Source organism: Streptosporangium nanhuense (genome assembly GCF_059358815.1).
Map to the genome: position 1 here is coordinate 255,587 of NZ_JCADBG010000009.1, position 15,411 is coordinate 270,997.

Consider the following 15,411-nt stretch of genomic DNA (forward strand, 5'->3'; position numbering starts at 1 on the left):
CGTCACCGGGGCCGCGTCCCGAGAGCGTGCCGTCGCTGGGACAGGGGTCGTTCGCGAGAGCGTGCCGCCGGTGTCTGTCGTCAGGAGCGGTGGGACGGCCAGCGGCGCGGGTCGGTCAGCCCCCTGAGCCCTCCCGCCATGTCGTAGCCCGCCGCGCCGAGACGCTCGCGCGAGGCGGCGAGCATCCCGCGGGTGGCGGGCATGAACGCCCGGTCGTGGACGGGTTCGGGAAGCGTGTCCATGACCAGCCGGAACGCTCTCATCCCCGCCGTCACCGCACCCGGCGGCACCTCGGGCAGCACGCCGTACATCCGCCTGGCCCAGCCGGGCAGCGAGTAGTAGCAGAGCGCCCCGAAGGGGAAGTAGGCGGGTTTGCCGGGGGTGAGGGCACGCAGCCCGGCGGGCAGGCGAGGCCACATCAGGAAGCGGACCGTGGACACCGCCTCGGGGGTGGCCCTCAGCAGCGGGCGGACCGAGGCGAAGTAGTCGTCCAGCTCCGCGAGGGAGCCGGGCACGTCCTCGGCGTGCAGGCCGACGTAGGTGGCGCTGCGGCGCTGCTCCGCCAGGTAGCGGTCGGCCTGGCGGTCGTCGAGCCCCAGGCCCGACCGCCGCGCCACGGCCAGGTAGGAGGAGACCTCCGCGCAGTGCACCCAGAGCAGCAGCTCCGGGTCGTCCACCCGGCGGACCCGGCCGGTGCCGGGGTCGTCGAAGCGCAGCCGCCGATGGATCTCCCGGACGCGGCGGCCGATCTCGTCGGCCTCGGCGGGACTGCCGAAGGTGACCCTGCCCACGAAGTCCGCCGTACGGCGGAGCCTCCCGAACGGATCCCGCCGGAAGTCGGAGTTCTGCCAGACCCCGCGCATCGCGAGCGGGTGCAGGGCCTGGAGCATGAGACCGCCGACCCCGCCGATCCACATGGAGCGGTCGATGTGCACCAGCCACGTCGCGGTGTGCGGAGGCTGGACGACGATGTCCCCTATGTCTCCAATATCCCTGATGTCCCCGGTGTTCCCGATTCTCGCCATGGTCGGCACATGGTTACACGGCGCCGGAGGACCCGTCCAACGGGGGTCCTCCAGCTGACCGGCCCTCCCGCATCGACCCCCGCGCGCGGCCGGTGGGCCAGGAGCCCCGGAGACGTCCGACGGGCCCCTCCCGCGATCAGCTCCTCAGACGGCTCTCGGCGGCGTTCCAGAAACGGATGAGGGCCGCGGCGGTGGTCTCCGGGGCCTCCACCGCCGGGGAGTGGGCCGAGCCGGGGACGACCACGCAGTCGGCGTCCAGGCGGCGGGCCATCTCCGACTGCATGTGCGGAGGCCAGCCGTCGTCGTGCTCGCCGTACAGGACCAGGGTGTCGATCTCGACCTGGGTGAGCTCGTCGCACCGGTCCGGCGCGGAGAGCACCTCCTCGGTCATGGTGACCATGCCGATCGGCGAGTTGGCGAACAGCCGCTTGCGCAGGAAGGCGATGATCTCGTCGGACACCCCCGAGGCCAGGGCCTCGGGCTCCATCCGGGTGTGCCACAGGTGTTCCAGGCCGACGTCGGGCAACTCCGAGATCATGAAGCGGCCCGCGCGCTCGCGGGGCCCGACGATCGCCGCGGGCCCTGAGCTCATGAGCGTGTAGGACACGAACCGGGTGCGGCCGTCGATGACCGCCTCCCGGGTGACCAGGCCGCCGAACGAGTGGCCGACCAGGTGGATCGGGCCGCCGTGGCCGATCACCTGGGCCAGCACGTCGACGTCGTTGCCGAGCGCGGCGCAGGTGTAGGCGCTCCTGTCGTCAGGGCCGCTCGTCTCGAACTGGCCGCGCATGTCGACCGCGACGACCTGACGGCCCGACTGCGCGAGCGTCTGCAGGACCGCGATGAAGTCTTCCTTGCTGCCGGTCAGGCCGGGAACCAGCAGGGCGGGCCACCGCTCGGGGATGCCGCTGACGGGCAGGGCCTCCAGTACGGCGAAGGTGCCCACCGCCGTCTCGATCTGGCGAGAGCGGACGCCAGGAGGCAGGGTCAGAAAACGCGGCGTACTCACGTGGCCCCACGATACCTCTCTTGGTGACATCGCTCCGTGCGTCCGGGAGGGGCCGGGAGCGTGAAAAGGGGCGCCACCGACATGGTCGCGCCCCTTCTCATGGTGACACTTGCTAGTTGGGGCGACGCGTTCCCCGCTGCTGCTGACCCCCGCGCACCGGCGGGCGGCGGCGGCTCTGTACGCGTTCCGAGGCCGCCGAGGGGGCGATCTCGTCGTCCTCCGACGCCAGGTCCGGCGACTGGAAGATCACCGCGAACGGGCTCGGCGGAATGATCTTCTCAGGCTGCGGCCGGGGCCTGGGGGCCTCCGCCACGGGCTCGTCGTCCCAGCGCTCCGCCATGGTGTCGTCGTCCTCTCCGGGATCCGTGAACTCCGCCACCCGCTCCTCGGCCCACGAGGGGGCCGCGGGGGCCTCCGGGACCGCGGGAATCTCCGGGGTCGCCGGGATGTCCGCCACCTGCTCGCGCCTGCCACGGCGCTGCCGGCGAACCGGCTCCTCCGCCCGGGGCTCGGCGTGAACCGGAGCCACCGGGGCCACCAGGGACTCCTGGGCCTCCGGGGCCCCTGGGGTCTCCGCCGTGCCGACGAGGCTCACCTCGGGGTTCAGCCCGGCCTTGCGAGCCCGTCCCCTGCGGGGCGCGGCCTCGGCGGACTGCTCGTCACGGGCGTCCCTGCGGGGTGCCATGTTCGTCTCCACCTCGGCGATCTCGACGACAGGGGGCTGAACCTCCTCGGCCACGACCGGCGCGGTGATCTCCTCGCCGCTACGGCCTCCGCGGGTGCGGCGACGCTCGCGGGACGTGCGCGCGGGGCGCTCGCGGCGCTCCTCGCGATCGTCGTCGCGTCCCCTGCGGGAGTCGTCGTCACGTCCCCTGCGGGGAGAGCGGGAGCGGATGCGGCCCGTCTCGCCGAGATCCTCGACCTCCTCGGCGGCCAGGCCCGCCCGGGAGCGGTTGGCGCGCGGCAGCACGCCCTTGGTGCCCTCGGGGATGCCCAGGTCGCTGAAGACGTGCGGGGAGGTCGAGTAGGTCTCGACCGGCTCGGGGAAGGGAAGCGAGAGCGCGTTGTTGATCACCTTCCAGCGAGTGAGGTCCTCCCATTCGACGAAGGTCACCGCCACGCCCGTCTTGCCGGCCCGGCCGGTGCGGCCGATCCGGTGGACGTAGGCCTTCTCGTCCTGCGGGCAGTCGTAGTTGACGACGTGGGTGACGTCGTCGACGTCGATGCCGCGCGCCGCGACGTCGGTCGCGACCAGCACGTCGATCTTGCCGTTGCGGAAGGCCCGCAGGGCCTGCTCGCGCTGGCCCTGGCCGAGGTCGCCGTGCACGGCCGCGGCGGCGAAGCCGCGCTCCTTGAGCTGCTCGACGACCATGTCGCAGGCGCGTTTGGTCTCACAGAAGATCATCGTGAGCCCGCGGCCCTCGCACTGCAGCAGGCGGCCGACGATCTCGATCTTGTCCATCCGGTGCGTGCGCCAGACGAACTGCGTCGTCTGCGGGGTCGCCTCGGCCTCGATGTCGTTGTTCTCGGCCCGCACGTGGGTGGGACGGGTGAGGTAACGCCTGGACAGGGCGACGATCTCGCCCGGCAGGGTCGCGGAGAACAGCATCGTCTGCCGCTCCGCGGGGATGAGCTTGATGATGCGCTCGATGTCGGGCAGGAAGCCCAGGTCGAGCATCCGGTCGGCCTCGTCCAGGACGAGCGTCCCGATCTGGCTGAGGTCGAGGTGCTTCTGCTTGACCAGGTCGAGCAGGCGGCCCGGGGTGCCGACGATGACGTCGACGCCCTGCTTGAGCGCCTCGATCTGGGGTTCGTAGGCGCGCCCGCCGTACACGGTGAGGATCCGCGAGCCGAGCTTGCCGGCCGCCGTCACGAGGTCCTCGGTGACCTGGACGGCGAGCTCGCGGGTCGGCACGACGACCAGCCCGCGGGGCTTCTTGCGGTTCTTCCTCGGCTTGCCGACACGCTGGAGCATCGCCACGCCGAAGGCGTAGGTCTTGCCGGTGCCGGTGCGCGCCTGGCCGATGATGTCCTGGCCGTTGAGGGCCAGGGGGAGTGCCATTTCCTGGATCGGGAACGGCGCGATGATGCCCTCGGTCTCAAGGGCATCGGCGATCTCTGGGGTGACTCCGAGGTCTCGGAACGTCGTCAGCTTGGCCTGCCTAAATCTCCGTTGAAGGCAGGCCTGCCGGGACCACGGGCAGAAAACGTGTTCCCCGTGCCGGGTCCTCGCGGAAGGTCCAGCCCTCTCATGTCATCAGCGACCGCTGCGGCGTCACGCCGAACAAGTTTGGGGGCGTCCGGGCGTGGATATCCCGGATTAACACGGTGCGGTCGCACTTTCACAGAGCAGTGTACTCGATACCACAACGGAGAACCGATTTCTTCGTATTCCCGGTGAATCACGAGGCCCCTCAGCTCGTAGGCTGCGTCCATGAACGATTCCCCTCCCGGCGTCTCCGACCTGCTCGGCGTCCTCGCCTACGCCGAGCTGACCGCCTTCCTCAGGCTCGCCGAGGACGCCACCCGGTACGCCCCCTCGCTGACCGATCAGGCGGCTCTCGGCGGTCTCGCGGCGGCCGAGTACGCGCACTTCGAGTTGCTCCGCGACCGGCTCGCCTCCCTCGGGGTGGATCCCGAGAAGGCGATGGAGCCGTTCACCGGGCCGCTGGACGACTGGCACGCCCTGACCTTCCCCGGAGACTGGCTGGAGGCTCTGGTCAAGGCGTACGTCGGCACGGGGATCGCGCTCGACTTCTACCGCGAGGCGGCCACCGGCGTGGACGACCGGACGCGGGACCTCGTCGACGAGGTCCTCGCGGACGAGGGACGGTCGCAGTTCGCCGTCGAGCGGGTCCGCGCGGCGCTCCAGGAGGACCCCAAGCAGTCCGGTCGGCTGGCGCTGTGGGCCAGGCGCCTGGTGGGGGAGGCGTTGAGCCAGGGACAGCACGTGGCCGCCGCCAGGCCCGAGCTCGCGGCCCTGCTGGTGGAGGCGGTCGGGGAGGACATCAGCCGGATGTTCGCCCGCCTGACCGAGAAGCACGGCCAGCGGATGGCCGCCCTGGGCCTGACCCCGGGTCCCTGACGGGGAGGCCGTCTCCACCGGCTCTCCGGCCCTCACAGACCCCTTTCCCGCCCGGCCCCCCTTCGGACTCCTCTGCGGAGGCACGCGGCGCGGGCGACGTGCCGGGTGCCGGTCCGCCGCGGCGGCGAACCGGTGCTCTCCGCCCCGTCACGTGGGAGAGTCCGCTTCGCCTTTGGCGTGAACGCCGGAGCAGTACGGACGAATCCGGTAGCGTGCGAGACATGAGGGCCTCGCGCCGCTATGGCAGTTCCTTGACGAGATGTGGGCCGAACCGCTGGACTTCGCGTCCCGTGCTGCGCAGGGGAGGCGCGGGCTGCCCGGCCATCAGCCGGGGGCGGGAGCATCTCCGCCGCGTCAGACGCCCGCGCTGCTGCGGGCTCGGCGAGCGGGACGAGTGCTCGGGCACCTGAGGCACGGGCGCGGCGAGCCCGGGGGCGCGCTCGCGCCGGATCCGCGGACCGCGCCATGCCGTGAGGGACGGCCTGGCGCGAGCCCGGAATCCCTCAGAGCGTGCCGCCGAAGCCGACGGGACGCGCCTCCTCCTCGCCGATCTCGATGAAGCCGAGTGAGGCGACCGGAACGATGATCTTGCGACCGTTGACGTCGGTGATGGTGAAGACACCGCTGCTGGACGCGAGGGCGGCACTGATCTCGCCCTCGAGCTGCTCGGCCGTGAGGTCGGTCTCCACTACGAGTTCACGGTGTACGGAACGTACGCCGATCTTGATTTCCATCGTGCTCCCTTTTCGATGAGGGTTGCTCGTCCCATGGTCACCCCAACGGGGATCCGACGCGCCGGTTGATCGCGCCAAGCGAACAGGCGATCGCGCCAGGCGAACGGGTGCCCGCGGGCGAACGGGGGTCGAGCGGCCGGGGTGGCCGACGGGGGCGGGAGGGGAAACGGCCCGAGCCGGTGCCAAGGGCCCGGGGGCGGCCCGGAGTCGCTCAGTGGTCGGCGACGGTGCGGGGGAAGCCGGAGATGCCGCGCCACGACAGGCGGGCGATGAGCTGGGTGGCCGCGTCCTTGGGGATGGAGCCGTTGCTGCTGATCCAGTAGCGGGCGCTGACCTCGGCCATGCCGACGAGCCCGACGCCGAGCAGGCGCGCCTCGTCGCTGGAGCAGCCGGTGTCCTCCTGGATGACCTGACTGATCATCTCGGCGCTCTCGCGGAGGTTGCGCTCCATGCGCTGGCGGACCGGGGCGACGTTACGGAGGTCCGACTCGAACACCAGCCGGAACGCCTCACCCTGGCTGGAGACGAAGTCGAAGAAGGCGCCGATCGCGGCCTGGACGCGCTGCTTGTTGTCCGTGGTGGAGGCGAGGGCGTCGCGGCAGCGGGCGATCATGTCGTCCACGTGCAGGTCGAGCAGGGCCAGGTAGAGCTCCTGCTTGCCGGGGAAGTGCTGGTAGAGGACGGGCTTGCTGACCCCCGCCCGCTCGGCGATCTCGTCCATCGCGGCCGCGTGGTAGCCGTTCTCCACGAACACCTCCTGCGCCGCGCTGAGCAGCTGGCGGCGGCGGGCCGTCCGGGGCAGCCGGGTGCCCCGGGGCTTGGCGTCCGGGGTTGCGGTCACGTGGTCTCCTCGTGTCAAGCTCCTGGCGTTTGGGGCCATCCTACGCGTGGGTAACCGGGGTCAGCGATAATCGTCCTCGTCGAGCTCGACGGTGCGCCGCTGCTCGAAGGCGTCCGCGGGATCGGCCTCCAGGGGGATGGATTCGGGCCACTCCGACCCCTCCTCGCGCGCCGCGCGGCTCTGCTCGGCGGCGTCGGCGGGATCGACCTCGATCGGGAGGTCGACGGGCGCGTCGGAGCCGTTCTCGCGTACCGGCCGGTGTTGCTCGGCCGCGTCGGCCTCGGGCGTCTCGATGGAGAGCTCCTCGGGAAGGTCGTCAACCGCTTCCCCGTTCGATCTGTCGCCGCGCGCGTTCATATGTATGACATCCCCTGTCGTCATCCGGGCTTCGGCACGTTCCCTCTCCTGACCCGGCCCCTGCAAACGTCGGGCGATGCCCAGCGTACGGCCTCGGGTGCCACGCGCTGAGAAAGACGCGGCGTCGGATCACATGTGGCGACACCTGCCGCGTTGACGGTGTTTCGCATCTGTCCGGCGACGTTCGTGAACATGAGTGCGACATATGAGGCGAAGGCCCGGTGGAGGGGGACATGCCGGAAAGCCGGGAGTGTTCCGTGACGCCCGGGGCGGGAGGGGAGCGGGGGCCTGAGGGGGCCGGGGCGGGCGGAGGGCTCCCGCGCCGGGCCCCGGAAATGACGGAGCGGGGGCGCCGCGGTCGGAAAACCGCGGCGCTCCCGCCCGTGATTCGTGAGAAATGATAATTCGCACTGTGTTGAGAGTCGGAATCCCGGGAATTTATCCCCGGCTTTCCGTGCTCACCGTCCGGATCGACGTTCTTCCGTGGAATTACGCCGTCCTGGTGAACGCGGTACTCCTACTTCTCCGTAACGGTTCCGGAACCGGTGTGAGACGCGGTTCCAACCGTTTTCTGCCTCGTATTCCGATCCCGTGTCAAACGAGGATCAGGACGCGCTGGACGCGTTGGCCGCGGCCGGAACCACGCCGCCGTTGTCTGCGGCGCCCACGAGCGGCACGAGGCGCTCGGAACGGGTCTTGTTGTCCAGGCGGTTGCGGTTGCAGTTGTCCTGGTCGAGCGTCAGCCTGAAGCGGTGGTGAGTACGACGGTAGTGGTGGTTGCGACGGCAGCAGCCGCCGCCGCCCCAGGTCGTGAAGGTGCCGGCGGTGACCGCGGTGGTCATCGCGTTGGCGCTGGTGACGGTGGTCGCCGCGCCCATGGCGACGACCCCGCCGGCCAGTGCCGTGCTGATCGCGAGCCCTGCGAGGACACTCTTGAACTCGGGCATTGCGTTTCCCCCTTGAAAGGATCGATTTACCAATTTTTGGCATTTCCCGTATGAGTCGGAAATTGCCAGAGATGGCTAGAGATGGCCGGTGTTGAGCCATCCCTGGTTGTCATAGTTTCCTTGTATGTCTGCCGACAAACGGAGATCGGAGGCTTTTACTCTACTCTTAGCTATTTATCGTCGACGTTGGATGCTTATTGATGGCTTTAAAGTGAAATGTATTTAATGTCTGATTTGTCTTCGAGAGCGAAAAGGGCGCGGGTGTCGGAAGGAGGCGGACCGGTGCCGCGTCCGATGTGCCGTGGCCCGTGTCGCCGCGCGGTCTCGGCTCCGGGCGCCGCGGTCCAGGGTGTCCAGGGGGCTTCCCTGGGGTGACCCGCCGCCGTACCCACCCCGGGGGGGCCCGGGGGCGGCCCCGGGGCGGCGGGTCGGAGGAGGGCCGGGTGCCGGAAGCGGGACGCGACACACGAGGGCCCCGCGGCTCGAAAGCCGCGGGGCCCCGCTGTGACTTCGTGAATTGAGAAATCGCACTGTGTTGAGGATCAGGTTCCCGCTGTCGCCGTTCCGCCGATCTTTCCGGGTGGGAAATCCGGCCGTGGCGAACGCGTGGACCCTGTCTCTCCGTCACGGTCTCGAAGCCGCGGGAAATCGTGGATCCGGCCGTGAGTGATCTGATCCTTCGACCGCGCCGCGCCCTTTGCGGGGTGTGCGGTCTCGGTCCGGTGACTAGCCGGTGACGCCTCCGCCGAGGAGCGGCACGATGCGGTCGCTGCGGTTGTCGTTGATCAGCTCGTTGTCGTTGTTGTTGTGGTTGTTGATGATCAGCCTGAAGCGCTTGCGGCTGTGGTGACGGTGGCAGTGGCCGCCGCCGCCGCAGCAGCAGCGACGCCCGCCGTAGCCACCGCAGGTCGGGAAGGCTGCGGCGGTGACCGTGGTGGTCATCGCGTTGGCGCTCATGACAGTGGTCGCCGCGCCCATGGTGACGACCCCGCCGGCCACTGCCGTGCTGATCGCGAGCCCTGCGATGACGCTCTTGAACTTGGGCATTGCGTTTCCCCCTTGAAAGGACTAATTACCCCTGTTTTTGACATCTTCCGTATAAACCGGAAATTGTCAGAGATGGCCGGTGATGGGCCATCCCTGGTTGTCATAGTTTCCTCACATGTCTGCGGACAAACAGAGATCGACGGCTTTTGCACTCCTCTTAGCTATTTATCGTCGATGTTGGATGCTTATTGGTCGCTTTGAAGTGAAATGTATTTAATGTCGGATTTGTTCTTCGGGGGCGGGGGTGTGGGGCGGAGTGTCGCCGGCCGGAGGGCCGGTGCGGCCCCGTGTGCCGGTGCCGGGGCGGGAGGGAGCCGGGGTGGCCGGAGCGGGGCGGCGGCGGGAAAGGCGGCGCGGGGACCGGGGAGCGCGCGAAGGCCCCGCGGTCCGGAAACCGCGGGGCCTCGCTGTGACTTCGTGAATTGAGAACTCGCACTGTGGTGAGGGTCAGGTTTCCGCTGTCACCGTTCGGCAGGCTTCCCTGGGTGAGAAGCGCCGCTGCGGCGAACGCGAGGGTCCTGTCCCTCCATCACGGTTCCGAGGCCGCGAGAATCGCGGATCGAGCCGTGAGTGGTCCCGTCCTCTGGCGGTACCGCGCCTCCGCTGGGGACGCGCGATCCCGGGCCCTGCGGACTATTCGGCGCCGAGGGTCAGGGGACGGACACGGTCGTTGCGGCTGTCGTTCCGCAGGTAGTTGTCATTGTTGTTGTGGTTGTTGATGATCAGCTTGAAGCGGTGGTGGCTACGGCGGTGATGGCGGTGGCCTCCGCAGCAGCGTCCGCACCCGCGACGCCAGCCACAGCCGCCGCCGCCCCAGGTCGGGAAGGCCGCGGTGGTGATCGCGGTGGTCATCGCGCTGGCGCTCGTGACGGTGGTCGCTGCGCCCATACCGACGACTCCGCCGGCCAGTGCCGTGCTGATCGCGAGTCCTGCGATGACGCTCTTGAACTTGGGCATGCGTTTCCCCCTTGAAAGGATCGGTTACCCCGATTTTTCGACGTTTCCCGTATAAACCGGAATTGCCGGAGATGGCTGGTGATGAGCCATCCCTGCTTGTCATGATTTCCACCCATGTCTGGCGAGAAACGGGAATCGAGGGGTTTTGCCCTCCTCTTATCTATTTATGACCGGTGTTGAACTCTTATTAGTTGTTTTGAAAGGAAATGTCTCTAATGTCGTATTTGTTCGTCGGAGGCGGGCGGGCCTGGCCGCCGGGGCGGCGCCCGGTGGTCGCGGGCGAGGCCGAAGCGCCATCGAATTAATGCCGATAAATCGTGTAATAAAAGACATCTGGCGAAAACGGCCTTATGCGTCTTTTGCGGTAACCGGAGGCTGTCTCCCGGCATGACAGGGGCCGAACTATCGTGGAAGGGCAGTAGAACGACAGGAGGACGCGTGGTGAGCAGCCCAATCCCCATCTGGCAGGGCGAGATGATCGACCTCGGCGAACAGCGGGTCCACGTGCGGTCGACGCCGCGAGGGCCCGCCGAGACCGCCGTGTACGTGCACGGCCTCGCGGGTTCCGCGACCAACTGGACCGACCTGATGAGCGAGCTGTCCGGAGTGGTGACGGGACACGCCGTCGACCTGCCCGGCGCCGGATACTCACCGGAGCCGCCCGACGGCGACTACTCAGTCGACGCCCACGCCCGGACCGTCACCGCCCTGATCGAGCGGGTCTCCGACACCCCCGTGCACCTGTTCGGCAACTCCCTGGGCGGCGCCGTCTCGGTGCGGGTCGCCGCCACACGTCCCGACCTGGTCCGCTCGCTGACCCTGATCTCACCGGCCATGCCCGACCTCCTGCCCCGGTACGGCCCGGCACGGGTGGCGCTGTCCACCGTGCCCCGGATCGGCGAGTGGGCGGCGGGCCGGCTGACGCTCGTGCCCGCCGAGCGCAGGCTCGGCGTCACGCTCGCCATGTGCTACGCCGACACGGGCCGGATCCACCCGGACCGGCTCAGGGAGGCGGCCGACGAGTTGCGCCGCAGGGACGGCCTGCCGTACGCGGTGGACGCGCTGATCAACTCGGCCCGGGGCATCGTCGCCGAGTACTTCAGGCGCGGGGAGACCAACCTGTGGCGGCAGGCGGCCATGGTGACCGCGCCCACGCTGGTCGTCCACGGCCGCCACGACCGCCTCGTCAACCCCCGGATGGCCGCCCGCGCCGTCCGTACGTTCTCGAACGTGCGGTTGATGCTGCTGCCCGACGCCGGGCACGTGGCCCAGATGGAGTTCCCCGAGCGGGTGGCCCGCGCGGCCCGGCTCCTGATCGCCGAGACGGTCCTCGCGCCGGTTGGGGAATGACCGGGGCACCGGGTTAGGTTGTGAGGGGAGCGTGCTGTGCCAGCCGCATCAAGAACCCCTGAAACGGGAGCAGAACTGTGTCGTTGCCACCGCTGGTAGAGCCGGCAGCCGAACTGACCGTCGACGAGGTGCGCCGTTACTCGCGCCACCTGATCATCCCGGACGTCGGCATGGCCGGGCAGAAGCGCCTGAAGAACGCCAAGGTGCTCTGTGTGGGCGCCGGAGGCCTGGGTTCCCCCGCGCTGCTCTATCTCGCGGCCGCGGGAGTGGGCACGCTCGGCGTCATCGACTTCGACGTGGTCGACGAGTCCAACCTGCAGCGGCAGGTCATCCACGGCCAGTCCGACGTCGGGCGCCCCAAGGCCGAGAGCGCCGCCGACAGCGTCAAGGAGATCAACCCGCTGGTCAAGGTGGTCGTCCACAACGAGGCGCTCACCACCGACAACGTGATGGAGATCTTCGCCGCCTACGACCTGATCGTGGACGGCACCGACAACTTCGCCACCCGCTACATGGTCAACGACGCGGCCGTCCTCCTCGGCAAGCCGTACGTCTGGGGCTCGATCTACCGCTTCGACGGCCAGGCCAGCGTCTTCTGGGCCGAGCACGGCCCCTGCTACCGCTGCCTCTACCCCGAGCCCCCGCCGCCCGGCATGGTCCCCTCGTGCGCCGAGGGCGGCGTGCTCGGCGTGCTGTGCGCGTCGATCGGCTCCATCCAGGTCAACGAGGCCATCAAGCTCCTCGCGGGCATCGGCGAGCCGCTGGTCGGCCGTCTGATGATCTACGACGCCCTGGAGATGAACTACCGCTCGGTCAAGGTCCGCAGGGACCCCGAGTGCGTGCTGTGCGGCAAGAACCCGACGGTCACCCAGCTGCTCGACGACTACGAGGCGTTCTGCGGCGCGGTCTCCGAGGAGGCCCAGGAGGCCGCCTCCGGCTCCACGATCACCGCGGCCGAGCTCAAGTCCTGGCAGGACAGGGGCGAGAACATCTACGTGATCGACGTCCGCGAGCCGAACGAGTACGAGATCGTGTCCATCCCCGGCGCCGTGCTCATCCCCAAGGGCGAGTTCCTCAACGGCTCCGCGCTGGAGAAGCTGCCGCAGGACAAGAAGATCGTCCTGCACTGCAAGTCCGGTGCCCGCTCCGCCGAGGTCCTCGCGGTCGTCAAGAGCGCCGGCTTCTCCGACGCCGTCCACGTGGGCGGCGGCGTGCTCAGCTGGATCAAGACGGTCGACCCGAGCCTGCCCGCCTACTAGACCCGATCCTGCCCGCCGGGGCCCCGCGCCCTCCTCGCCGGGGCCCCGCGCCCTCCTCGCCGGGGGCCCGGCGCGACCCGCGCCCCGTGGAAGCATCCGCTCCGCGGGGCGCTCGCCGTTCGAAGGGTTCGAAGGGTTCGAAGGGGTCGCACAGGAGCCCCACCGAGGGCCCGCAGGGGTTCCGCGGGGTTCCGCCGAGGTCACCAAGTGCTCTCCACACTGACGGATCTGGACGGAACGGCGGATGACACCCGCCACACCGCATTAAGGTCGGGATCGTGAATGAAGTCCCACGTCAGCGGCGGCCTCCGTGGCCGACGCTGGTCGTGGCCTCCGCCCTGACACTGCTCTGCGCGATCGTGGCGGGGGTGGCGAGCAGTGCCGCGGCGACGGAGCTCACCAGGGGGCCGACCCAGGCGGAGCTCGACCGGGCCGCCCTCGACGAGGTGGCCAGGCGCTGGCAGGCCTGGCCCGCCGGGCGCGTCTTCCCCGCGACCGTCCCCTACGCGGCGGAGCAGGGCGGCGAGGAGAAGGCCCGCCGGGTGGGCATCTCGCCGGAGACCCGCTGTGACGGCGCGGTCGACGCCGGGTTGCGCAAGGCGCTGCGGCGGGCGGGGTGCCTGGGCGTCCTGCGGGCCACCTACATCGACGCGCTCCAGGGGATCGTGGTAACCGTCGGCGTCGCGGCCTTCGCGGACGAGCTCGGCGCCACCAGGGCCAGGGCGGCGCTGCCCAAGGGGGGCGCTCCCTCGCCCGGCCTCCGGGCGCTGGCCTTCCGCGGCACCGTCACCGACCGGTTCGTCTCCGCCGGGCGCCAGGCGGGTCTCGTCAGGCAGGCGGGCCCGTACGTGGTGATGGCCACGGTCGGCCAGACCGACGGCCGGCCCGCCAGGGCGGTCGGCGAGCAGCGGCCGACCCTGTTCGCGTTCACCGGGGACATCGCCGATCGCATCCTCGCCGACCTTTCCATGCCCGCCCGCCCCGACTGCGTCTCCACGGAGTGGCGATGCTGACCACGCCGACCACGCCGAGGCGTCTCCCCGCGGCCACCGGACCGCCCGCGAGGGCGGGGCTGATGGCGCTTTTGGCGGTGAGGCTCCTGGTGACACTGAGGGCAGTGGTCTCGCTGAGGGCACTGACGTCACTGACGTCACTGACGTCACTGAGGGCACTGGGGAACGCGGTGACGCGGACGATTCCGGTGCTGCTGGCGGCGGTGGCGGTGCCGGTGGTCCTGGCCCCGGTTCCGGCCGCGCGGGCCGACGACGTCAGGGACAGCCAGCGGGAGGTGCTGCGCACCCTCGACCTGCCCGCCGCCTGGCGGATCTCCGAGGGCAGGGGCGTGACCGTGGCCGTGCTCGACTCCGGGGTGGACCGCGACCACCGCGACCTGGTCGGCTCGGTGACCGAGGGCAAGGACTTCACGACCGGGGCGAACCCGCCGGGGGTGAGCCCCCTGCGGCTGCACGGCACGTACATGGCGTCGCTGATCGCCGGGCACGGGCACGGGCCGGGCGGTGCCGACGGGGTGATCGGCGTCGCGCCCCGCGCGAGGGTGCTGTCGGTACGGGTCATCCTGGAGGACGAGGAGCCGGGGTTCCGGGAGTTCAACACCGCCGAGCGTTACGAGAACGTGGTGGCCAGGGGCATCAGGCACGCGGTGGACCGCGGCGCGGACGTGATCAACATGTCGATCTCCAAGGAGCTGGCGACCAAGGAGGAGCGGTCGGCGATCCGCTACGCGATCTCCAAGGGGGTCGTGCTCGTCGCGGCGGCGGGCAACGAGGGCGCCGAGGAGCCGGACGCCAGCGGTTACGCCCCCTACTCCTATCCGGCGGCCTTCCCCGGGGTGGTCTCGGTCGCCGCGACGGACCGCGGGCTGCGCCGGGCCTCGTTCTCCAACCGGAACCCCTCGGTCCTGGTGGCCGCGCCGGGGGTGGACATCCTCGGCGCCGGCCCGGGGGACGAGTACTGGGTCGGCCGGGGCACCTCTCAGGCGACCGCCCTGGTGTCGGGGGTCGTTGCCCTCATTAAGGCCAAATATCCAAAAATGTCGCCCGCGCTGGTCGTGCAGGCGATCACCGTGGGAGCCACCCGGCGGCCCACCGGCGGCTACGACACCGGGACGGGCTTCGGCGTCGTCAACGCGACCCGGGCCCTCGCCGCCGCCGCCAGGATCTCCCGGCACACCCTCACCGCCGAGGGGGCGGGGGGCGCCGGGGGGCATGACCCCGCCCGCCCGCTGGGCCTGGCCGTCGAGCCGGTGCGGGTCGTCCACCGCGACCGCGACCGGATCACCCTGTACGGCGGCGTGGCCGTGGCCGCCGGGCTCGGCGCGGTCGTCTCCCTGATCGCGCTCGCGGTGTTCGTCGGCCGTACGCGCTCGTCGGGGGCCTTCGAGAAACCCGGGCCCGATCCGGTCACGGCACCCTGGCCGTGAGCCTGGCCGTGAGCCCGGCCGTGAGCCCGGCCGTGAACTCGGTCGTGGGCCGACTGTGAGCCTGGCTGTGAGCCGGCCGTGAACTTGGCTGTGGCCGGCCGTGAGCCTGATTGTGGCCCGGCTGTGGCCCGGCTGTGAGCCGGCTGTGAGCCTGGCTGTGAGCCGGTCGTGGGCCCGGCTGTGAGCCTGGCTGTGAGCTTGGCCGTGGGCCCGGCTGTGAGCGCCCGGCGGTGCCGGACGGCTCCCGAGCCCGGCCCCGACCTCTGGTTCCGGCCTGGGGAGTGTCGCGAAAATACCCGCCGCCGATAGGGCGGAGGGGTCCTTCGACGTAGCATCGGAGTATGTCGCAGCAAGGGCGGT

Annotated in this window: 14 protein-coding genes; 5 read left to right on the top strand and 9 right to left on the bottom strand. The window is 70.2% G+C overall.

Going from position 1 to position 15,411, the window contains the following annotated elements; genetic code table 11:
- Positions 1–80: 80 nt before the first annotated feature.
- The 3 genes from AC5L38_RS19595 to AC5L38_RS19605 form a co-directional block, all read right to left on the bottom strand.
- Positions 81–1,025, bottom strand: coding sequence for an oxygenase MpaB family protein (locus AC5L38_RS19595; RefSeq protein WP_495244236.1), 945 nt, complete (start codon positions 1,023–1,025; stop codon positions 81–83).
- A 136-nt stretch (positions 1,026–1,161) separates the two neighbouring features.
- Positions 1,162–2,034, bottom strand: a complete 873-nt coding sequence (locus tag AC5L38_RS19600) for an alpha/beta fold hydrolase (protein WP_495244237.1) — start codon at positions 2,032–2,034, stop codon at positions 1,162–1,164.
- Between the two features lie 112 nt (positions 2,035–2,146).
- Complete coding sequence (locus tag AC5L38_RS19605) at positions 2,147–4,096, bottom strand: DEAD/DEAH box helicase (RefSeq protein WP_495244238.1); 1,950 nt, start codon at positions 4,094–4,096, stop codon at positions 2,147–2,149.
- A gap of 372 nt (positions 4,097–4,468) precedes the next feature.
- Between AC5L38_RS19605 and AC5L38_RS19610 the strand changes: the two genes are divergently transcribed.
- Entirely contained in the window at positions 4,469–5,119 is a 651-nt protein-coding gene (locus AC5L38_RS19610) for a ferritin-like fold-containing protein (RefSeq protein WP_495244239.1), read from the top strand.
- A gap of 503 nt (positions 5,120–5,622) precedes the next feature.
- Here the strand turns inward: AC5L38_RS19610 and AC5L38_RS19615 are convergent.
- The 6 genes from AC5L38_RS19615 to AC5L38_RS19640 form a co-directional block, all read right to left on the bottom strand.
- Positions 5,623–5,853 carry a DUF3107 domain-containing protein gene (locus tag AC5L38_RS19615; RefSeq protein WP_495244240.1) on the bottom strand — a complete coding sequence of 77 codons (231 nt, stop codon included), beginning with the start codon at positions 5,851–5,853 and terminating at the stop codon, positions 5,623–5,625.
- A gap of 211 nt (positions 5,854–6,064) precedes the next feature.
- Positions 6,065–6,694, bottom strand: a complete 630-nt coding sequence (locus AC5L38_RS19620; RefSeq protein WP_329085733.1) for a TetR/AcrR family transcriptional regulator — start codon at positions 6,692–6,694, stop codon at positions 6,065–6,067.
- Between the two features lie 60 nt (positions 6,695–6,754).
- Positions 6,755–7,051: a hypothetical protein gene (locus tag AC5L38_RS19625; protein WP_495244241.1), complete on the bottom strand. Its 297-nt coding sequence runs from the start codon at positions 7,049–7,051 to the stop codon at positions 6,755–6,757.
- Positions 7,052–7,656: 605 nt separating this feature from the next.
- Complete coding sequence (locus tag AC5L38_RS19630; RefSeq protein WP_495244242.1) at positions 7,657–7,998, bottom strand: hypothetical protein; 342 nt, start codon at positions 7,996–7,998, stop codon at positions 7,657–7,659.
- A 726-nt stretch (positions 7,999–8,724) separates the two neighbouring features.
- A complete protein-coding gene (locus AC5L38_RS19635) occupies positions 8,725–9,045 on the bottom strand; it encodes a hypothetical protein (RefSeq protein ID WP_495244243.1) in 321 nt (106 codons plus the stop codon).
- Positions 9,046–9,678: 633 nt separating this feature from the next.
- Positions 9,679–10,002, bottom strand: coding sequence for a hypothetical protein (locus AC5L38_RS19640; RefSeq protein WP_495244244.1), 324 nt, complete (start codon positions 10,000–10,002; stop codon positions 9,679–9,681).
- A gap of 441 nt (positions 10,003–10,443) precedes the next feature.
- On the opposite strand from AC5L38_RS19640, the gene AC5L38_RS19645 reads away from it, so the two are divergent.
- The 4 genes from AC5L38_RS19645 (at position 10,444) to AC5L38_RS19660 (ending at position 15,051) form a co-directional block, all read left to right on the top strand.
- Positions 10,444–11,352, top strand: coding sequence for an alpha/beta fold hydrolase (locus AC5L38_RS19645; protein ID WP_495244245.1), 909 nt, complete (start codon positions 10,444–10,446; stop codon positions 11,350–11,352).
- A 77-nt stretch (positions 11,353–11,429) separates the two neighbouring features.
- Entirely contained in the window at positions 11,430–12,611 is a 1,182-nt protein-coding gene (moeZ, locus tag AC5L38_RS19650; protein WP_495244246.1) for an adenylyltransferase/sulfurtransferase MoeZ, read from the top strand.
- Positions 12,612–12,889: 278 nt separating this feature from the next.
- Positions 12,890–13,624, top strand: a complete 735-nt coding sequence (locus AC5L38_RS19655; RefSeq protein WP_495244247.1) for a hypothetical protein — start codon at positions 12,890–12,892, stop codon at positions 13,622–13,624.
- Positions 13,618–15,051, top strand: a complete 1,434-nt coding sequence (locus AC5L38_RS19660; RefSeq protein WP_495244248.1) for a S8 family serine peptidase — start codon at positions 13,618–13,620, stop codon at positions 15,049–15,051. The genes AC5L38_RS19655 and AC5L38_RS19660 overlap by 7 nt, the downstream gene beginning before the upstream one ends.
- The last annotated feature ends 360 nt before the right edge of the window (positions 15,052–15,411 follow it).